General features: G+C 33.5%; 16 protein-coding genes. 5 read left to right on the plus strand and 11 right to left on the minus strand.

Going from position 1 to position 22,241, the window contains the following annotated elements; genetic code table 11:
* Positions 1–400: 400 nt before the first annotated feature.
* Positions 401–3,670 (plus strand): M36 family metallopeptidase, encoded by a 3,270-nt coding sequence (locus DK441_RS19675; RefSeq protein WP_109852191.1) that lies wholly within the window; start codon positions 401–403, stop codon positions 3,668–3,670.
* Positions 3,671–3,688: 18 nt separating this feature from the next.
* On the opposite strand, the gene DK441_RS19680 is transcribed toward DK441_RS19675, so the two are convergent.
* Positions 3,689–4,576, minus strand: a complete 888-nt coding sequence (locus DK441_RS19680; protein ID WP_109852192.1) for a hypothetical protein — start codon at positions 4,574–4,576, stop codon at positions 3,689–3,691.
* Between the two features lie 165 nt (positions 4,577–4,741).
* On the opposite strand from DK441_RS19680, the gene DK441_RS19685 reads away from it, so the two are divergent.
* Both DK441_RS19685 and DK441_RS19690 read left to right on the plus strand, forming a co-directional pair.
* A complete protein-coding gene (locus DK441_RS19685) occupies positions 4,742–7,126 on the plus strand; it encodes an Ig-like domain-containing protein (protein WP_109852193.1) in 2,385 nt (794 codons plus the stop codon).
* A 187-nt stretch (positions 7,127–7,313) separates the two neighbouring features.
* Positions 7,314–10,382, plus strand: a complete 3,069-nt coding sequence (locus DK441_RS19690) for a fibronectin type III domain-containing protein (protein ID WP_109852194.1) — start codon at positions 7,314–7,316, stop codon at positions 10,380–10,382.
* Between the two features lie 82 nt (positions 10,383–10,464).
* Here DK441_RS19690 and DK441_RS19695 read toward each other — a convergent pair whose 3' ends face one another.
* The 3 genes from DK441_RS19695 to DK441_RS19705 all read right to left on the minus strand — a co-directional run bounded on the left by DK441_RS19695 (position 10,465) and on the right by DK441_RS19705 (position 13,229).
* Entirely contained in the window at positions 10,465–11,676 is a 1,212-nt protein-coding gene (locus DK441_RS19695; protein ID WP_109852195.1) for a bifunctional alpha/beta hydrolase/OsmC family protein, read from the minus strand.
* Between the two features lie 117 nt (positions 11,677–11,793).
* Entirely contained in the window at positions 11,794–12,663 is an 870-nt protein-coding gene (locus tag DK441_RS27290) for a VOC family protein (protein WP_370444332.1), read from the minus strand.
* Between the two features lie 17 nt (positions 12,664–12,680).
* The gene (locus tag DK441_RS19705; RefSeq protein ID WP_025664708.1) at positions 12,681–13,229 is read right to left on the minus strand and encodes a type II toxin-antitoxin system RatA family toxin; all 549 of its coding nucleotides are present in this window, start codon (positions 13,227–13,229) and stop codon (positions 12,681–12,683) included.
* 154 nt (positions 13,230–13,383) lie between these two features.
* On the opposite strand from DK441_RS19705, the gene DK441_RS19710 reads away from it, so the two are divergent.
* Positions 13,384–14,487: a helix-turn-helix domain-containing protein gene (locus tag DK441_RS19710; RefSeq protein ID WP_109852196.1), complete on the plus strand. Its 1,104-nt coding sequence runs from the start codon at positions 13,384–13,386 to the stop codon at positions 14,485–14,487.
* 64 nt (positions 14,488–14,551) lie between these two features.
* Here DK441_RS19710 and DK441_RS19715 read toward each other — a convergent pair whose 3' ends face one another.
* The 6 genes from DK441_RS19715 to DK441_RS19740 all read right to left on the minus strand — a co-directional run bounded on the left by DK441_RS19715 (position 14,552) and on the right by DK441_RS19740 (position 18,981).
* Positions 14,552–15,541, minus strand: a complete 990-nt coding sequence (locus tag DK441_RS19715) for a Gfo/Idh/MocA family protein (protein ID WP_109852197.1) — start codon at positions 15,539–15,541, stop codon at positions 14,552–14,554.
* The gene (locus DK441_RS19720) at positions 15,534–15,830 is read right to left on the minus strand and encodes a SemiSWEET family transporter (RefSeq protein WP_106793342.1); all 297 of its coding nucleotides are present in this window, start codon (positions 15,828–15,830) and stop codon (positions 15,534–15,536) included. The genes DK441_RS19715 and DK441_RS19720 overlap by 8 nt, the downstream gene beginning before the upstream one ends.
* Before the next feature lies 1 nt (position 15,831).
* Complete coding sequence (locus tag DK441_RS19725) at positions 15,832–16,401, minus strand: sugar O-acetyltransferase (RefSeq protein ID WP_109852198.1); 570 nt, start codon at positions 16,399–16,401, stop codon at positions 15,832–15,834.
* 68 nt (positions 16,402–16,469) lie between these two features.
* Positions 16,470–17,045, minus strand: coding sequence for a Crp/Fnr family transcriptional regulator (locus DK441_RS19730; RefSeq protein WP_025664713.1), 576 nt, complete (start codon positions 17,043–17,045; stop codon positions 16,470–16,472).
* Between the two features lie 176 nt (positions 17,046–17,221).
* Entirely contained in the window at positions 17,222–17,908 is a 687-nt protein-coding gene (locus tag DK441_RS19735; protein WP_109852199.1) for a LytTR family DNA-binding domain-containing protein, read from the minus strand.
* A complete protein-coding gene (locus DK441_RS19740; RefSeq protein ID WP_160112190.1) occupies positions 17,905–18,981 on the minus strand; it encodes a sensor histidine kinase in 1,077 nt (358 codons plus the stop codon). The genes DK441_RS19735 and DK441_RS19740 overlap by 4 nt, the downstream gene beginning before the upstream one ends.
* Positions 18,982–19,190: 209 nt before the next feature.
* Between DK441_RS19740 and DK441_RS19745 the strand changes: the two genes are divergently transcribed.
* Positions 19,191–20,630 (plus strand): serine hydrolase, encoded by a 1,440-nt coding sequence (locus DK441_RS19745; RefSeq protein WP_109852201.1) that lies wholly within the window; start codon positions 19,191–19,193, stop codon positions 20,628–20,630.
* A gap of 204 nt (positions 20,631–20,834) precedes the next feature.
* Here the strand turns inward: DK441_RS19745 and DK441_RS19750 are convergent, their stop codons facing one another.
* Positions 20,835–22,211: a S41 family peptidase gene (locus DK441_RS19750; RefSeq protein WP_109852202.1), complete on the minus strand. Its 1,377-nt coding sequence runs from the start codon at positions 22,209–22,211 to the stop codon at positions 20,835–20,837.
* Between the last annotated feature and the right edge of the window lie 30 nt (positions 22,212–22,241).

Here is a 22,241-nt window from a genome sequence, read left to right on the forward strand (position 1 = left end):
ACCAAAAAAATAAAACAAAATTTGTTTTATTTTAAGAATATCTTGTTTAATGTTTTTGTAATAGTGTTAATCAAATTTGATATTTAGTAAAGATAACTAACGTTAGTTTTAGAAAAAAATGATACTAAATTCGACGCTTTTTCCGTAATACCGAAAAGGGATTCATGTCCTTCTCTTTTTTTAGGTAATTTTTCTGGTAAAAAATATTTTAATCATAGAACGTGTATTTATAATAGCTAAGCAAAGTATTATGAATAGCAAAAAGTACTATACTATAGATGTTAAACATATTTCAATATAATTGTTAAATTTTGGGTGTTTGATGAGGTATTCTCATTTGTTTTTATAGATGCTTTAATTTTTGTTAATTTTATAGGACACAAACTCAAAATTTTATTTTATGAAAAAAGGTTACTCGTTTGTCATTCTATTATTATTAATAGGACAAACAATTCTTGCACAGAACTCGAATGCTCTCGTTCGAAATCACTTTAGTGATATTGCTAAAAATGAATCTTCAAAAACATTCAATACTGATTTTTCAGAATGGAGAATAACAGATGAGGTTCCTTCATTAAAACCAGGTATTACACATGTATATGTTAATCAACTTTATAATGGGATTCCTATTGTAGATGGAGCATATAAGTTAACGGTTAATAATGGTAAAATTACTTATGAAATTGATCAATTTATTAAAGGAGTAAAATCAAAAGTAACTTCTACCAAAGCATCTTCTACAGAAATTTCGGCAATACATGCGGTTATACGAGCACATAACCTACCTTCTGCCAAAAGATTATCTAAGACCGTAAGTAAATCTAACGGAAATGATGTCTCACAGTTCACAGATTCTGGAATTACAGCGGATAATGAACCTATAAAAGTTAGCAAAGTCTATAAACTACACAATAATGAATTACGCCTTTGCTGGAATGTGAATTTATATGAAAAAAATGGCCATAACTGGTGGAGTAGTTATGTAGATACTAAAACAGGCGAAATTATTTATGAAGATAACTGGGTAGTAAAATGTACTTTCGAAGGAGCTGATCATAAATCACATAATGATGAATCTGTACTTTTTGAAACTAAACCACTAGTAACAGCTGCAGAAGCACCAACGGCAGCTTTGGCACCGGATTCATATAATGTACTTGCAATGCCGGTAGAAAGTCCAATACATGGTAGTCGTTCTATAGTTACAAATCCGGCAAATGCTACAGCATCTCCTTTCGGATGGCATGATACTAACGGAAGTAATGGAGCCGAACACACCATTACAAGAGGTAATAATGTATGGGCACAGGATGATATTAACGGAAATAATGGTACAGGTTCTTCTCCTAATGGAGGATCAAGTCTTGACTTTGATTTTCCATTAAATCTTAATCAGGATCCAAGTAATTATAGAGATGCAGCTATAACCAATTTATTTTACTGGAATAATATCATACATGATGTATTTTACCAATATGGTTTTAATGAAGCTAGTGGAAATTTTCAGGAAAATAACTATGGTAAAGGAGGAGCAGGAAGCGATTCTGTAAATGCCGATGCTCAAGATGGTAGTGTTACTTGTAATGATCCAAGAACTAATTGTATCAATAATGCAAATTTTGGTACTCCACCAGATGGAAGTAACCCAAGAATGCAAATGTTCTTGTGGAATAAAACAAACCCTAAGAGAGATGGAGATTTTGATAACGGGATTATAGCTCATGAGTATGGACATGGTATTTCTACTCGATTGGTAGGAGGACCTTCTTCTAATGTTTTAGGAGGATCTGAACAAATGGGTGAAGGATGGTCTGACTTTTTTGGGTTAATATTGACCATGAAAGCAGGTGATGTAGGGACAGATGGAAGAGGTGTTGGGACTTATGCGCTGGGTCAACCAACTTCTGGAAACGGAATTCGACCAACCCGATATTCTACAGATACATCTATTAATAGTACAGACTATGGAGATATAAATAATCTTCGAGTACCTCATGGAGTTGGTTATGCATTTGCAACAATTCTTTGGGATATGACCTGGGCTTTAATTGATCAGGAAGGCTTTGATGCCGATTTTTATAATGGAACTGGTGGGAATAATATTGCTATGGCCCTTGTTATTGAAGGATTAAAGAATACAGCTAATAACCCAGGATTTGTTTCGGGTAGAGATGGAATTCTTCAGGCAGATAAAGATCTGTATAACGAAAAATATAAGTGTTTGATTTGGAAAGCATTTGCAGCACGTGGAGTAGGGCAAGATGCTAACGAAAATAATAACGGTGGTTCTAATACTAATTCAGATCAAACGGTTTCTTTTGTGAATCCTTGTGATGACCCAGGTCCAGGGCCTGGTAATTGTTCTGGTGATGTGACTTCATTCCCGTTCTCAGAAAGTTTCGAAACTAATTTAGGAGAATGGGCACAGGCAACATCTGGAGATGACTTAAACTGGACAAGAAATTCTGGAACTACTCCTTCTACAGGAACAGGACCAAGTAGTGCTGCAGATGGTACATTCTACCTGTATGTTGAAGCCTCTGGAAACGGAACAGGATATCCTAATAAAAGAGCTATTTTAAATTCTCCTTGTTTAAACTTTAGTAGTTTAACAACTCCTAAACTTGCATTCCAATACCATATGGTAGGAAGCGCCATAAATACTTTGGTAGTCGAAGCGAGAACCAATAATACAGGAAACTGGACAAGTGTATTCTCTAAGACAGGTGCTCAGGGTACGGGTTGGAATACAGCAGATGTAGACCTATCGGCATATGCAGGTAACGCAAGTGTACAATTACGATTTAATGTAGTTACAGGTAGTGGTACTAGTGGTTGGCAAAGTGATATTGCGATAGATGCTGTGAGTATTCAAAATGGTACAACAAATCCTCCAGTGTGTGATGCATTGAATTTTAATGATTTTACAATTACAGCATTCTCTAATCAAGATAGTGCAGGTAATTTCTCAATCGTAAGTGGTGGAGCTGGATTATCGATGCAGAATAATACCTGGAAATATATTAGCCTTAACTATACTGTTACAGCAAATACAGTAATAGAGTTTGATTTTAGCAGTACTTCTCAAGGTGAAATCCACGCAGTTGGTTTTGAAAATGATAATTCATTAACGTCTTCTAGGTATTTTAAAGTTCATGGTACTCAAAATTATGGAGTAACTAACTTTGATAATTATGCTAGCGGAACCAAAAAATATGTTATTCCTGTGGGTGATTTTTATACAGGTAGTATGGATCGTTTAGTATTTATCAATGATAATGACGCAGGAAGCGGAAATAACTCAATATTCTCTAATGTGAAGATTTACGAAGGATCTTGTGGTGGATCGCTAGTAGCAGAAACACTTGCAGCATTTGGAAGTATGACTCCAATTTTAGGTGATGAAGATGAAGGTGATGTATCAACCATTAGAATCGCACCAAACCCATTGAAGAAAGGAAACTTACTTCGAGTGTTTGTTCCTAGTAAAGAAATATCAAATACATCGTATTCTGTTATAAATATTATGGGACAAGTAGTTGGAGAAGGAAGGCTTAATAATAATGGTTTTATCAATCTTGATCGCTTGGGCGCTGGTATGTATATACTTAGAATCCAAAATTCTGAAAAGAAAGAAAAAGATACAATAAAGCGTTTTATTATTGAATAACTGATTTGTAGAGTAATACTAAAGACCGTTCGAAAGAACGGTCTTTTTTGTTAGAGATGTATTAAATATTGTTTTGTCTTTTAAAACTAATATGGTAATAAATGGCACTATACCATGAGGAAGACGATATAATACTTCATAAAGGTTTTGATGAACAGATTGCAAAGGAAAATCAATATAAAAATTAGCGATAATTCTGGCAAATGCGGTAGCCAAACCCCATATTAGTGCATACCACAAAGTATATATAGCCGTTTTTGGAACAAAAATTAAAGCAGCAATTACAAAATCCAGAATACCGGCGATGTATAAAAAGGTGATAGCCGCAGATTCTGAGCACCCAATAATTTGAATAACCATATCTACAAATTTTCCGGGAACAGGATAAAACCCAAAAGCGTATAGTCCATGCGAAAAAAAAGTAACTGCAATTAATATTTTTAGAGTAAGGATAAACCTTTTAGAAGTAAAATTATCAGTATAGGTATAGAGTAAAACAAAAGGTAAACCAAATTGGATGCTATGTTCAAAAAATTGAGCCGTATGATAAAACTTTTCTTTAGTGAGAAGAACGGCCAGAATTGTTAAAGAAACTCCTCCTGCCAGTATAGGAAAACGCACCCATTTTTTATTACTTATAGTAAAACCTAATGTGCAAAATGCAGCTATTAGATAGAGTATACCATTACTTCTAATAATAGCTTGAATTGTATTATCTGTCGTGCTACTTGTCACATAATCTTTCCATGAAATATTAAAAAAACCCTCGATCACAGGTTTTAAAAGAGCTTCATCCCAAAAGAAAGACCGATATGGAGCATCCCAGAACAAATGCTGCCATGTTCTGCCAATGAAAATCAGAAAAACTGATATTTTAAGAATACGTAATGCTTTAGGATTTTTCATGATACAAATTAATAGTAATCAATGTTAATAGGATCTAAACTCATTGTTATGTTTTGTGAAAGCTTTTGTTACCTGATTTAATTCTTAATTAAGATTAAAGCAGGTTTAATTTGCAGCTTATCATTAGTTTAATTTTGTAATTCATTAACCAAATATTACACAGCCATGAAAAAAATCTATCTACTTATTGTAGCCCTTATTGGGCTGCAGACTTATGCTTCTAATGATAAATATCGTTTAACCCTACGCGATAACCCAGCCACTTCTATAGTTATTGGGTGGGATCAGATTTCAGGAAATAACCCTATGGTATATTTTGATACAGTAGACCACGGTACCAATTATACCAATTATAACTATTCGAAATCTCCAGATCGTATGGTTTATTATCGTGGGATGAATAATCATTTTGTTCGTTTATCAGGATTAACTCCAGATACAGCATACTATTTTGTGATTAAAGATAGTGAAGGAGTGAGTAAACGATTTTGGTTTAAAACCGCTCCACAAGAGAATAGCAGATTTTCCTTTATTGCTGGCGGAGATTCTAGAAATAATAGAACTCCCAGATTAAACGCAAACCGTCTGGTAGCAAAACTAAAACCGCATGCGGTACTTTTTGGGGGAGATATGACCGATAATGATAGTGATTCGCAGTGGAGAACGTGGTTTGATGATTGGCAGTTAACTATTGCCAACGATGGAAGAATGTTTCCTATTCTTGCAGCTAGAGGAAATCATGAAAAAAGTAATAGTACGATTATTAATCTATTCGATGTACCTTCTTCTGGAGTACATTACGCAATTACTTTTGGGCGTAACCTGGTACGCACCTATACATTAAATTCTCTTACAGCCATTTCTGGAGATCAAACAAACTGGTTAAAGAATGATCTTAATGCCAATCAGGATATTATCTGGAAAATTGCACAGTATCATTTTCCGATGCTTCCTCATGTATCTTCTAAGATTGATAACCTTATAGAATATGCAAATTGGGCTCAGTTATTTTATGATAAAGATGTAAAATTGGTAATAGAATGTGATGCACATACAGTAAAAAGCACATGGCCATTACGGCCTTCTACGAATTCTGGTAATGAAGGTGGATTTGTAAGAGATGAGGATGGGACAGTCTATGTAGGAGAAGGAGGTTGGGGAGCACCATTACGAGATAATGATGATATCAAAAGTTGGACAAGAGATTCTGGTAAATTTAATCAATTTAAATGGATTTTTATTGATGAAGCAAAAATTGAAACACGAACTATAAAAGTTGATAACGCAATACAAGTAGGAGAAGTTTCTAACCATGATGTATTCGAAATCCCCGATAATCTTGATATATGGAATCCCTCAAACGGAAGTGTAATTAAGATTATAAATAAAGCATTTAACGCACCTCAAATTTCTTTTACTACATTACAAGAGGGGCAGCATATTCCTGTGGGAAATACAACGATCGAAGTAAATGCAATAGATAGTGATGGAGAAATTGATAGAGTAGAATTTTATATAGATGAAAATTTGGCTGATGTGGATACTACTGCTCCGTATAGCATCCTGAAAAATTTAACTAATGGCATTCATAATATTAAAGCAATAGCATATGATGATCATGATCTATGTAGTGAAAAGGAAATAACAGTCAATGTCGGGCAGTTTTCAGGAAATCTTACTGTACCCGTATCAGATGGATATGATGATGTAGAAGAAAATTTTGTGGGTCAGCTTTATATAGATAGCAGTGATCTAGAATTGGTATATGACGCTACAAATCTTATAAGTTTTCAAAAAGTAGGTATTCGCTTTCAGAATATTGTAATACCACGAGGTGCAACTATTAATAGTGCATATATCCAGTTCACAGCCGATGAAAGTCATCATAAACAAGCAGAACTAGAGTTTTCCTTACATAATAGTGATAATTCACCTCTGTTTTCTAATGAAAATAATGTATCAGGTAGAAATGTTGTATCTCATAAAGTACGATGGAAACCTAACCCATGGATTGCTGGGCAAAGTGGTAGTGCTCAACGAACTCCAAACCTTAAAGGGATGGTACAACAAATAGTAGATAAAGGAGGATGGAATCTCGGTAATAATATGAGTTTTATTATTCGTGGAAAAGGAAAAAGCTCCTGGAGAACTCAATATAAAAGAGTAGCAAGCGCTTATGAAAGTGGTTCGGATAAAGCGGCTAAATTGATAGTGAATTATACTTTTGGCAGAAATTCGAGAGTCGCAGAGCGTAAAGAAGATAAAATTAGCACTATAACTACGACATCATTAGATACCGAATTACATAAAATTAAAGTATATCCTAATCCATTTGATGAAGCGTTAAATATCACGATTCCTATAGCACAAGATGTAATATATATTGAAATTTATAGTACTCATGGAAAACTTGTATTTTCTAAGAAAACACAAATCAAAAATAATACAGTAAGTATTCGTCCCGAAATTCTGGATAAAGGAATATATGTTATTCAGGTGATAGATAAAAACGGATATTCTTTAATGACTAAAAGGGTAGTCAAAAAATAGTATACATATAGAAAATGAAGGTGACGCTTAGTTACCTATGTTAATTAACCTCTTCTTGTTTGTTATGATTTTTTAAAGTTTATGTTACCAAATTTAATTCTCAATTAATAGTAAATCATGATGTGTTTAACGTATTCATAATAAAGTACTTTTGATTTCTTAATACACTAACCCTAACACACAAATAATGAAAAAACTTATTTTTCTTATTGTAATTCTTTTGGGATTACAAACTCAAGCTTCTAATGGGAAATACCGCCTAACTTTACGGGATAATCCGGCCACTTCAATAGTAATTGGGTGGGATCAGACATCGGGAAATAGTCCTGTTGTTTATTATGGAACTACTGATTATGGAACAAATTATAGTAGTTACCCAAATTCACAAGCTCCAGACAGAACAGTTTCTTATAAAGGAATGAATAATAATTTTGCTCGTCTTACAGGATTATCTCCTAACACAGCATATTATTTTGTAATTAGAGATAGCCAGGGAACCAGTGAGCGTTTTTGGTTTAAAACTGCTCCGGCAGATAATAGTCGATTATCTTTCATTGCCGGAGGTGATTCTCGTAACAATCGTACGCCAAGAAAAAATGCAAATCGCTTAGTCGCAAAACTAAAACCCCATGCAGTATTATTTGGTGGAGACATGACTAATGGAGATAGTAATTCTGAATGGATTGATTGGTTTAATGACTGGCAACTAACAATTGCGAATGATAACAGAATGTTTCCTATTATAGCTACTCGAGGAAATCATGAAGATAGTAACAACAGTATTTATAATCTTTTTGATGTACCGTCATCAAGCGTATATTATGCGCTAACTTTTGGGAATAATTTGGTAAGAACATATACACTTAATACAGAAATTTCTATTTCAGGAAGCCAAACCACATGGTTGCAAAGTGATCTAAATGCCAATCCCAATGTAATCTGGAAAATGGCACAATATCATAAACCCATGCGACCTCACGTTTCTTCTAAAAGAGAAGGAAATAGCCAATACAGTAACTGGGCACAACTTTTTTATGATAAAGGTGTAAAATTAGTGGTAGAATGTGATGCTCACACCGTAAAAACTACCTGGCCCGTTCGCCCATCTACCGGATCTGGTAATGACGAAGGATTTGTAAGAGATGATCAAAACGGAACTGTATACGCAGGAGAAGGTTGTTGGGGAGCTCCGTTACGTTCTAATAATGATAACAAAACCTGGACTCGTAATTCTGCAATGTTTAATCAATTTAAATGGATCTTTGTAGACGAAAATAAAATTGAAACAAGAACAATTAAGGTGGATAATGCGTCTCAAGTTGGAGAAGTTTCAAACAATAATGTATTTCAAATACCTTCAAATCTAGACATATGGAATCCTTCTAATGGCTCTGTGATAACTATAAACAATACAAATGTACCAGATAATGAGGCACCTTCAGCACCAACAAACTTAACATCATCTAATATAACTGCAACTTCGGTATCTTTAAGCTGGAACGCATCAACCGATAATATAGCGGTTTCAGGATACGATGTATATCAAAATAATACTGTAATAGCTACTACAGCCTCTACAGGATATGCTGTAAACGGATTATCTCCAAATTCTACTTACTCTTTCAAAATTAAAGCAAAAGATGCAGCAGGAAATGTTTCAGGATTTAGTACAACAAAAAGTATTACTACATTAGATGGATCTGCTACACTTTATACACTAGGGATAACAACTATTGGAACCAGTGATTCAAAACATGCTACCCGAAGAGCTATGCCATATACAATGAGTGAAGATGGTATTTTGCAAAGTATTACAATGCATATTGCAGGTGGAACCGGAGATGTGCAATTAGGTGTATATGCAGATAACAATGGAGTACCTGGCAATAAGCTGGGGCAAACCAATGTTACTGTAGTAAGGTCAACCAAGGGGTGGCAAACCGTTTCTTTACAAAGCCCGGTTACTGTAAATAATGGAGATACGATATGGTTGGCCTGGATATTCTCTAACAATCCTGGTATCGCTTATGTATCTGGAAGCCCGGGAAGATATCAGGCTACTGGATCAAGTTGGTCTGCAAACGGTAACAATATGCCATCAAGTTATGGTAGTGGATCTCAAAGTAATTACAGATACTCGGTGTATGCAAACTATATGCGTAATCAATCTTCTACGACCTATACCTTAACTACAAGTACAGTAGGACAAGGCACTATAAGTGGAGGAGGAAATTATAATGATGGGAGTTTGGCTACTGTTACTGCAACTGCAGCATCTGGATGGCAGTTTGATGGATGGAGTGGAGCACTTGCAGGAAACACAAACCCTGCCACCATTACTATGAATGCTAATAAAAATATTACTGCTACTTTTAGCGAAACCTCTACAGGAGGGACGCAAACTATAGAAGTTGCTATTAGCAACGGTAGTGATGATGTAGAAGAGGACAAAAACGGAAGTTTATATACAAATAGTAGTGATTTAGAATTGGTTTATGATAGCAGTAATAATTCTAGTTACCAGGTTATTGGGTTACGATTCAGATCGATAGGAATACCCAAAAATGCAACCATAACCAATGCTTATCTACAGTTTACGGCAGACGAAAGTCATAGTGCGGGAGCTACATTAGAAATATCACTTCATGATAGTAGTAATTCACCCGCATTTTCATCATCTAATAATGTTTCAGGAAGAGTAGTGTTTTCAAATAAAGTTACCTGGAGTCCACAATCCTGGTCCCGTAATCAAAGTGGAAATGCGCAGCGTTCTCCTGACCTGAAAAATATGGTGCAAAGTTTGGTCAATAAAAACAATTGGTCATCTGGTAACAATGTAAGCTTTATCATTAGAGGGAAGGGAAGTAGTTTAACCAGTACATCAGCAAAGAGAGTAGCAGATTCATATGAAGGAGGTGCTGCCAAAGCAGCTAGATTAATAGTAGAATATACAACTGTTAGTGCCAGATCTTCTGAAGCTATTGTAATTGCACAAAAAGAATCTTTTATGGTGCATCCTAACCCCTTTACTACAACAATTAATATTTCTACATCTTTACCAGAAAAGAATACATCTTATACAGCTGTCATTTATAACCTGGAAGGAAAAATAATTTACAAGGAGAAAATTTTAACAACAGCATCAAATAAAACGATAACAATAACTCCAAAGAGCATTGATTCTGGGATTTACCTACTTTCAATAAAGAATCAAAACAGTGAGATTGTAAAAACACAACGATTAATAAAACAATGATATAATCTAAAAAAAGATTAAATATATATTGATAAGAGTCACTAATTTCATAATAAATTAGTGGCTCTTTCTGTTGTAGTTTTTAAATCAAAGTGGTAATGACCTGTGTTTCGCTATGCAATGTCTTATGAATCGGGCATTTATCTGCGATTTGTAAGATTCTGGTAATTTGTTTTTCGTCAAGATTTCCTTCTATCTTTATTTCTCTTTCGAAAGTATCGATTTTTGCTGTTGGATCTTCACAGTTTTCACAGTCTGCTATATGAGATTTACTATAGCTGGTATGAACTTCTACATGTTGCAAATCCCATCCTTTTCTGGCAACATACATTTTTATAGTCATAGCTGTACAAGCCGATAATCCGGCTGATACATACTCATAGGGTGATGGTCCAAAATCATGGCCTCCTACACTTTCTGGCTCATCTGCAATCATATAATGATTACCCACTTTCATTTGTGTAGTATATCCTTCAGCATTTCCTAAACTGGCAACTACATGATGTTGGCTTTTAAGTTTTGGTTCTTCAGGAATCTCAATGTATCGTGATGACCATTCGGCAATAACATTTCCTGCATATACAGAATCTTCTTTTCGCATCAGTAAGTGATCTGCTCCATCTAGTGTTACAAAACTTTTTGGATGTCTTGCTGCATGATAAATTTCTTCGGCATTTTTTATGCTTACTGTAGTATCCTGCGGAGAATGCATAACCAAAAGGGCTTTATTTAAATTCTTCGCAACATTAGGAAGCGATTTGGTTTCCAGGTCATCCAAAAATTGTTTTTTTATTGTGAAATCTCTTCCGCTTAGATTAATTGTGGCTTTTCCGTTTATTTGAATTTCTTCTAAACCGCTTTTTAATAGATGGGCGACATGCTTTGGGTTAGAAGGAGCGCCAATAGTTGTTACCGCTTTGATACTATCTATTTTTGCTGCTGCAAATATTGAAGCGGCACCACCAAGAGAATGCCCGACAAGCAGGGAAGGAGCTTTATACTCTTTTGCTAAAAAATGTGCTGCAGCTACAAGATCTTCAACATTACCAGAAAAGTTAGTATCCTCAAAATCACCTTCGCTTTCTCCAAGTCCGGTAAAATCAAATCTCAATACACCAAACCCTTTAGAAGTAAGTCCTCGACTTATATTTCGTACCGCACCCAAGTTTTTATTACAAGTAAAACAATGCGCAAATAGCGCAAAATTATGGGGATGTTGATCTGCAGGAAGTTCTAAACGCCCAGATAGTACTTGACCTTCGGGATTGGTAAAAGTAACTTTAGAAAGACTCATATTAATGATAGTTTGTACTAAAGGTCGAACTTTTTGCTTTAAAATAACATTTTAAGTACTAATAATTTAAACCTGTCAGGAATTCGTAGACTGACAGGCTTTTTGATTTATACTTTTTTAATGTTGATCAACTAAAATAGGATTTCCATCAGGGTCGGTAATCATAAAAGATGCAGGTCCCTCGTTCTTATCTGTACCATTAGGCATTGTAACTGTAATTCCTTCTCCATTTACCTTTTTATGAATGTCACGAGCATTTTCTGAATTAAAAGTAAGCGTGTTTTTAGGAAACATTCCCTGAAACAAACCAATTTTCGATGCTCCGTTTTTAAGGATAGCCCATTTTTGATCCAAATTGCCATCGATCATTGTAAAGCCCAGTTTTTCATAAAAGTCTTTAGAAATTTTAATATCCTTTACTGCTAATGAAATTGAAAAAATACCGAGATCCATGATTTTTTTGTTTTTGGTTATATGCCAAATGTACGATCTTCTTTTTTTCCATGTTTTGTTGGGTTGAATGTCGAATGAGGTGGTGATAAGTTCACCTTCTCTCAAACTGGAAAGATGCTTGTGAATATTTTTATTACCATTAGGATTTGTAAATTCCTGAATCATTTCGGTTTGATTTTCTTCTTTTAGAGTCATAGGGCCGATTCCTACTGTACCATCACTTCCATATTGAACAACAATACCCTGGTTTTTGGTAAAATCCCAATATTGACGAAACTCCCAAAAAGTTCCTTGTTTTTTTCCTTTAATTAATCCGTAGAGTTTACCTGTGATACTTTGTTTTCCGATTCCCCATTTCCAATCCATACCGAATTGATCAAAGGGTTCATTTTTACTTTTATATGTTTTATTATCTGTAACCCAGCTACCAATTGATTGTTCCATATTTTCAAGAAACCAATCAGGGATTTTTTGTTGAGAAAATATCGTGTGTGTAGAGATTAAAAATATAAGTATTGTTATATATGTTTTCATCATATTGCTTTTTGATTTTATTTTTCAGCTAATTTCTGCCAGTTGTTTAATAAAAATTCGGTGTCTTTTTCGGCTTGCTCTGTTCCCATTGATAAAAAATACCCACTTAGAAAAGGGCTTTTGAATTCGTAGGCAAAATCCAGAAAAAGACGGGTTTGCTTAGAACTTATAGCTTCTAATTTCCAGGAACCGGATAATGATTTTAGAGGAAAAGGGTAATCTTCTTTTTGAGTATTCACAACAAACTGAAACTCTTTACCAGGATTCCATAATGTACAGGTTTCTTCCCAACTACTTCCATCGGGTGCACTACAAACACGTTTCATCCCTAAACCTTCTCCTTCAACAATCTCTACATGATTAATATTAGGAGCCGTTACTTCGTGGTAGTTACCTACATCAGAAATTATTTCCCAAACTTGATCTTTGGGAGCGTTAATGACTCGCTCGGCAGTAAAGTGCTGTACACCTTTGGCCTTTGGATATTGAACAAAACCATATACCAGTATAATAACAATATCAAGTACCAGAAATAAAGCTATTCCTTTTAAAATTTTACGTATCATATCTATTTTTTTAATTGTTTTTGCACTTTAAAAGTACCTAAGAAAATCATGGAAAGCCTTGAAAATAGGGTGCACTCAATTAATTGAAACTCATTCGTTATATATTCTGCGTGATTCGGTTTTTCATTTAATTAAGTAGTACTATTTTTATACTATGAATAGTATTGAGTCTTTTGCATTTATGGTTACTTTTCTGCTAGGAGGGGTTATTGTCGTTGGTGGTTTTGTTATTTTGGTAATTCTAAAAAGTACATCACTTAAACAATCGAGATATTTTCTGGCCATAACTCTTTTTGGTCTCATACAGCACTTATTTACTTACTTATTGTTTACTACTCAATTGATCAGGCAATGGCCACATATGTTAGGGGTTGGATATCCATTGTTATTTTTGGTAGGCCCCTGTTTTTATCTATTTGTGAAGAGTTATGCAGATTCTTCTTTTAAGCTAAAGAAAATAGACGTGATTCATATTTTACCTTTTTTAATAATGTTGATACTTCTTTTCCCCAGGTATTTAGGAAGTTCAGAAGAAAAACAGGAAATCATACAATATTATTACGATATTTTACCTGGTGGTGCAGTAGCCTTTTCTGATTGGTTGCAGGCAAGTTTACATTTGATTTTATTGTTGATATATTCGGTAGTAACCTTAGTAATGATATATAAAAAGGACAAAAAGAATAGTATTTTACTAAAACGATTTGGTGTATTGCTGGCGATTTTAGCTTTTACCGAAATCATATTACAAACGGGTTTTTTACTTACAGGTGCTTCTGCAATAATGGCAGAGATTATTCTTTCTGGACTAATGTCGATAACCATATTATTATTAGGGTATTGGATCGTGGATATAAAGCAAATTCTTCCGGTATTGGAAGGAAAAAAATATAAAACATCACCATTGTCTGAAATGCGATCACAGGAAATACAACAACAAATACAGGCTTTTTTTGAAAATGAAGACTGGTATGTAATACCTAACTTCAAAATTGCAGATTTGTCAAAGACTATTGATGTACCATCTCACCATATCTCACAAGTATTGAGTGAGAAAATGAATTCTAATTTTTATGAAATTATCAATCATCATCGCATTAAAAAGGCTAAAAAAATGTTGCAATCGGGGGCACTACAGAAAATATCAGTTCAAGCTATTGGAGAAGAGTGCGGATTTAGTAGTAAAACCAGTTTTTACAGAGCGTTTAAAAAAGTAACTTCGATGACGCCAACGGAATACCTAGATAAAGATTTTTAAATAAAATACTGCTATAAGTTAATTATTAGTGATTTCAGAAAAGTAAAAGAGAATATAAATACCACTAGGGTACCATGCTTTTTACTACCACCCAGTTTCCTGTATCTTTAGATTCTTCAGAAGCCATTCCTATGGCTTGTAATTCTGCAACCAGATGTGCATTAGCAAAACTTGGATTTCCACTTTCTACTGCGTCTAAAAAATGAGTAATCGATTCTCTCATTCCGGGCCAGTCTGCATATGGTTGCAGTGCAGGGAAATGTTCTGTTAAAGATTTTTCTTTAGTTCTTAATTTCAATTCACCTGTTAAAATATCGATTAGAATCTCTCCTTTACTGCCAATAACCTCTACAGTAATGACCAGCTCATCTACACTATCTATATTAACTTTTAGTTCACCCCAAATACCGTTATAATCAAAAAAACCAGAACTTCGGCTTTGTCTTCGTCCACTAGTTCCATGACCATCCATAATGAGAACCCGGTCTGGAGTGGCATTTAGTAATATGTTAAGGACATGAACATACCAGAGTGATAAACGATTGATATTTGTTGTATCCTGATCAGGTTCTGGTCCCCAATTAGATCTTAAATCAATAGTTGCAGTTTGGATTTTTCCAATAGTTTCATTTTTTATGAGTTCTGCAGCTTTTGTTATAACTGGAATAAGCCCTAGTTCTAAATCGGCATGTGTGATTTGTGAAGCATTTACTAACTTTTTCAACACTTTAGGTATCAAATCTCTGGTATGACCAATAGGAGGTTCATAAAAGATAGCTTTGCCAGAATCTAGTGCTTCCATTACAATTTTACCATGCAAGGCATCCGGTACAGCAATCATTACAGCATCAATCGAAGGTGAATGTAGTAAATCCTCGTAATTATTATATATATCTATGGTATTTCCAAATTGTGATTTGATAGCCGCGATGGTAGCATCACTTTTTGCAGAGATAGCAACAATATCAACCCTGCCATCATATGTAAGAGCGGGTATATAAGCATCTTTAACCCAGTTGCCGTAGCCTATGATTCCTATCTTTATTTTAGACATACTTATTTTTTTTATTTTTCTTAAAAACTATGATACATAAACCTATTTGTAGGAATAATGCAAGACTATTGGTTGTCCATAAAGCGATTGCTTCAAACCGAAGTCCATAGATAGCCCAAAAGGAATACACAAATAACCAACCCATAACATAACCAGGTGAAAGACTACTAGATTGTTTTGATTTATATTCTTTAATGATTTGAATAGCAGTTATAACGCAAACAAAAAAACCAATAGAAAAACCGATAATTTCAAATATTGATTCTGGTATAGATTGCAAAAAGTTCATTTTATATGGTTTTTATAATTGCACAAGGGTTTCCGAAAGCTAAGGTGTTATCAGGAATGTCTTTGGTTACTACAGAACCTGCTCCTATGGTAACATTATTACCGATAGTAACTCCGGGTAATATAACACTGTTTCCACCTATCCATACATTATCTCCTATATGTACAGGGCTTGTTAATGTTGTAAAGGGAGCATTACCCGATTTTTGTACTCTGTCAGAGGCTTTTACAGGATGCTTTGCTGTATATATCTGAACAAAAGGCGCAATTAATCCATTTTTTCCAATGGTTATTGTATTATCATCGATAAACATGCAATTGGTATTTATTACTGTGTTTTCTCCCACAGAAATATGTACTCCATAATCACAAAAAAAAGGGGGTTCGATCCATGCACCATCTCCAATACGGCCTAATAAATCTGATAGCGTTTGTTTTTTACCTTCAATATCTGTAGAATCCAGAGTATTATATACCTGCATTAATTTTCTAGCTTTATGATACATTTTGATTAATTCGGGATCCCTGGTATCATAGGACTCACCAGCCAGCATTTTTTCTTTTTCGGTCATATGCGTGTTTTCTTAAATTAAATAACGACCGTACAAAATTAGCTTTGTTTAGGAAGAATATTTTTTACCTATGTTAAAAAATGTTGTTTAGCTCTTAATCTACTTAAAGTAACTTGAGTAACTCCCAAAAAAGAAGCGATATAGCCTAGCTTTACTCGTTTAAATAAATCAAATTTCTCTTTGGTAAAAGTATCATAACGTTCTTTGGCAGACTGTGTAGCCAATGCAATATGACGTAACTCGAGATCAAGAAATGCTTTTTGATGTGCTATTCTGGACCAATTCGCAATTTCAATATTGGTTTTGTATAATAAGTTTAATTCATGTACTGGAATAGCATATATAATAGAATCTTCTAATAAATCCACACATTCGAATCCCGGTTTATTTTCGTAACAACTTAACATAGAAAAGGCTAATTCTCCTTCTTTACTAAACCAGGTAGTAGCCTCTTCTCCATCAATAATACAATAAGAACGAGTCAACCCTTTTTCTATGAAATAGTAATTCTTGTCTACAACCCCGCTTTTAATGAGTACATGCTTTTTAGGAAGATGTAGTTCTGTCATCTTACTGGTTAAAGATGCTATAGAAGCATCGCTTACTGCATACATACTTTTTATACTAGATATAATTTTTTCCACGTCTTTAGGGTATAGTTCTTATGTTCAAAAGTAAGAATTTAGCGGTATCTCTTATCTTATTTTATATAATAAAGAAATTCTATATCTCTTTTATAGTTTTAAACTAAAGAAACTTCTATCAAAGATCTTGAATTATTAAAAAGAGAAATGAAGCAATATCAATGATGATTATATATCTAAGTAGACTTTATATAGTTTTGAAAGGCTACTTTATAGGATTGTCCGATTGATAATTTAGTACCATTAATTGTTACCGAATTAGAATCAAAAGCGGAAATATGACTTACATTAATAATAGTTGATTTATGAATCTGTATAAACCCTTTCCCTAGTTCATCCAGAGCATTTTTAATCGATTGCCTGGCTAGAATATTTTTATCTTTAGTAATGTAACTTATATAATTACCATCTTTTTGAAGATATAAAATATCATCGATATTAGTTTTAAATTGTTGTTGACCACTTTTTATATAGATGATACCATTGGCTACTTCTTCTGATTTTGGTTCTTCAATAGTATCTTTAATTTTAAGTATGGCTTTCAGAAAACGTTCAAACGAAATGGGTTTTAATAAATAATCAGCAACCTGATATTCATAACTCTCTACTGCATATTCAGAATATGCTGTTGTTAATATAATTTTAGGAGGGTTTTCTAATGTTTTTATAAAAGATATGCCCGATAATTGAGGCATATTGATATCTAGAAATATTAAATCTACATCACATTCTTTTAAAAACACCAATGCTTCGATAGGATTTCTAAAACTACGAATGCATTCTACAAAAGATAACTTTTTGATATAACCTTGTAATAGCTCTATAGCATTAGGCTCATCATCTATAATTACAGTGGTAATCATATAGTAAGATTAATTTTTAATAGTACATAAAAGATATGCTCATCTTCTTTGATATCCAAATTATATTGATTTGGATAGATTAGGTTCAAGCGTTTTTTTACATTTTCTAAGCCGATACCGGAGTATTTTTTTTCGAATTCGGTCTTTTTAAGGTGATGTTTTGAGTTTTTAACTTCAAAATGTAGTAGGTTATCTTTAAACTCGAGTTTGATATGAATAAAAGATTTGGTCTGGATATCAAGACCATGTTTAAACGCATTCTCGACAAATGGAATTAATAATGTAGGTGCGATTTTTGGATCTTCATCATTTGTTGCTGTAATCAATGAAATTTCAAAAGGATCTTCTGTACTATATTTTAATTTTTGAAGAGCAATGTAGTTTTCTATAAATTCAATTTCTTTAGAAAGTGATACTTGTTCTGCTTGAGTATCATAAATCATAAATCGCAACAGATCCGACAGTTTTGTTATCCCCGAAGAAGTTTCTGCATTTTCTGACCGTTCTGATATCGCTAATAAATTGTTTAATGCATTAAACATAAAGTGTGGATTGATCTGTGATTGCATCAATTGTAATTCGGCACTTATCTTTTCTTTTTCTAAAGCTTGTTGATGCGTTTCCATTTTTAGTTGATGTCTTATCATTCCATAAACCACTGCAGCAATAATAAAAAAGAGGTTATAAAATATAAAAAATCGTATTATGATAGGATGAAACGTCGTATTTTGAAGATATACAACTCCCAACTCAATTAACAGAAGATCGGCTAAACCTAAAAGGAGTAAGCCAGAAAAAATCAAATACTTTTTAGACGAATAGTATCTTGGAGTTAAGTAAAAAGTAACGATATAAAAGAAAGGAATAATACTTATCATTCCTATAAAATTTGGAAGAATAAAGATCCCCATTTCTATGGTTTCCTGTATAACGACTCCATCTATATCTTCTACGGTGTTTTCAACTATTCCTACCTCGGTTGTCAATAGTAAAATAGCAATAGAGGCAATCCAAAATAGAATATTCAGGAAGACCTCGATCCATCGTTGTAAAGTTATTTGTCGTATGCTCACAATTCAAAAGTATAGATAATTGTTGAACCAATTCTGTAAAAGTGATATACTCTTAATTTATGGTACAAAACAAAAAAATAAGGTAGGAATACGTTTGATAACCTGAGTTTTGATATATATAACTTAGTTTTTACCTAGGTAACATTTTGTTGTAAACCGCTGATAACCCTTTTAATATTGTCATTCAAAATCATAAAAAAAAGGAACAGATGAAACATGTATTTAAGATGATAGTACTGATAAGTTTTCTACTATCTTGTAAACAAGAACCAACAGTAGCACAGGAGGTAGTTAGTAGTGCTACTGTAACCAATAAAGATAAATTATCAGACTATCTTAATGAATTAGAAAAATCAGGATTTTCTGGAAGTGTTTTGGTTGCTCAGAAAGGAAAAGTACTGCTGGAACAAGGATATGGGTATTCTAATCGAGAAAGCAAAATCAAAAGTACCCCCGAAACAGTTTTCGATATTGGTTCGATCACTAAGCAATTTACGGGAGCTGCTATTTTAAAATTAGAAATGCAGGGTAAACTTTCTGTAGAAGATAACCTTTCTAAATATATAGCTAACGTACCCGATGATAAAAAAGATATCACTTTACATCATCTACTTACGCATTCTTCTGGATTTCAATCAGCAATAGGAGATGATTATGAAGATATTTCTACTCAAGAGTTTATTGAAGAAGCTTTTAAAAGAAAATTAGTATTCAGACCAGGAACAAAGTTTACATATTCTAATGTGGGATACAGTTTCTTAGGTATTATTATAGAAAAAGTTTCAGGAATGTCTTATGAAGAGTATTTGATGAAACATCTGTGGAAACCCTCTGGGATGTATCAAACCGGGTATAGAAAACCTTTGTTTAAAGATATAGCAGTTGGATATCGCAAGAATAAACATTGGGGAAAGCCTACAGATAAAAAATGGGGCGTAGATGGGCCATACTGGCACTTAAAAGCAAATGGAGGAGTACTATCTACCACACAAGATATGTATAAATGGCACCAGGCATTGCTAGGAGATAAAATTCTGGACGCTACAGCAAAAACCAAGTACTATGGTAAACATATTGAAGAAGGAGAGGGGGCAGGGTCATATTACGGATATGGATGGGCTATTTTCCCTACACCTCGTAATACCGAATTGATTGCTCATAATGGAGGTAATGGAATTTTCTTTGCCGATATGTGGCGTTATCTCGATGAGGAGATTACTATTATTATAATGACCAATGCGGTAGACCGAAAATTCGAAAATATTACTTCTCAAATAGCAGGAATACTTTTAAAACCTGATTTCAAACCTACTGTTAATGAACAATCAAAGGGAATGATAATCGGAGAAATGGCAGATCAATTAGTATATGAATTTATGAAGATAATGAATCAAAATAACCAAAATATCTGGAAAACTTTTATAGAAAACAGAATGACTCCAATGTTTAAAAATTCTTTTTCTATAGAGAAACATGTAGCAATGTTTAAACAATTGCATGAAGATCTTAAAGGAGGAAAGATCGTGCAAGTCATGGTAAAAGAAAATGAAGTAGCTCTTGGTGTTAAAACCAAGAATGGAGTAGAACAGATTCTATTTGATGTTGTCCCTAATGCAAAAGGAGAATTAAGAATAGAAGGAATACGATAAGAATGTAATATTCTTTTCTAGCCACCTTTTTTGTCATACCAAGCCTGTCGAAGATTTTTAAATGTCTTTGATAGGTTTGGATTGATAATTAATAGCTTAACAGTTCTATAAATAAAATGTAATGTATAAAAAGATAAAATTTCGATTAAATACTAATCCCTTCAATTACTATAAATAATGTTACCTTTTGATTTCTTCTTTGTTTTAATTTTTATCGATTATTTTTAACAATTCTTCTAATATTTCGTCTTCTTCATCCAATAAATGGTCTTTAATTTTGATTTCTGGTATCACCCCTTGGTCTTTATTTTCGCCATTAACACGTTCAATTCGACCTTTGGATACATCTACTTTTATACCGGTTTTAGGTAGTTTATAACTAAAAATTGAGGCGTAGAGATTAGCATATTCTCCTGTTTCTTCACCTACAATTGTTCCAAAGCCATAATCTTGTATTTGAGCGGCTGTAACGGTAGATTGCGAATAGGATTGCCGATTTACTAACACATAAATATTACCCTTAAACCTTTTTGACTTAGGTTGAGGCTCATATAGATCAAAATCATAATCGTAAATTTCACCATTTTTGTGTTGAAACACCGATTTCCAAAAAGCTTTAGTGGTGTCTTTGGTCTGTTGCACGTGTTCTTTTAGTAATTTACTGGTTTTAAGCTGAAAGCGAGAAGACCATTTGAAAGGTTTGTCTGCAATATAGGACACCAAATAGTCACTAAATGAATCATCTCCACCTGGGTTGTTTCTTAAATCTATAATGAGATTTTTAGATTGCTTTGCATTGATTTCAACAAAGGCCGAATCGATAAACCGACGATATTTGTCTTCATTGCCACCAAAGTTTCCCGGATTGATATAAGAAACATTAGGCATGAATCTAAACGACCTTTTGCGGATTATGATGTCTTCTCTTTTCATCTCAAAATCATCAATGGTTTTTATGGATTTAAGTGTATGATTTTCAATACGGCCATTTTGACGAATTTTGATTTCAAATTTATCGACTTCCCCAAAAACTCGCCAATAGTACCTGGGTAATGTAAAGAATTCAATTTGAGCGTTTTTAAAATAAGATCGCTCTGCCGAAATTTGTGGATAAATCTTTTCTAATACCTCTTCTATTTTAAGACCATTAATACTTAATAACTCTGCACCAATTTTAATAGTTTTATTTACTGACCAATTTTTTCTAACTAATGTCCTTCCATTTTCAAAAGCGATTTCAAGAGGAAAAATTGTTCCGCCGGATTTAGCATGTTCCATATATGATTGAACCGGAAATGGTATTCTTGTATGTCCGTTATTGATTTTTGAAACAACTTGTTGAAACAAATTTGTAACTTCTAAAAAGTTTAAAGAGTCTTTCTTAATTTTGTTCTTAACATTGTTATATGTTACCTCAAAATCTTTTTTAGTTGTGTAAGCATATAGGTTAAAATGGGTGCCTTCTAAAGATTTTTTTAATACTCTTAGATCTTCTACAACTTGATTTTTCGAGAATTTAGTTTGACCAAAAACAGTAAAAGAGTACAGCGAAAAAAGAACGATTAGATAAATTGATTTCATTTAGTTTTGTATTTAAAAGCTTTTTAGAAA

Origin of the sequence: Aquimarina sp. AU58 (genome assembly GCF_900312745.1) — a bacterium.
Classification (GTDB): domain Bacteria; phylum Bacteroidota; class Bacteroidia; order Flavobacteriales; family Flavobacteriaceae; genus Aquimarina; species Aquimarina spinulae.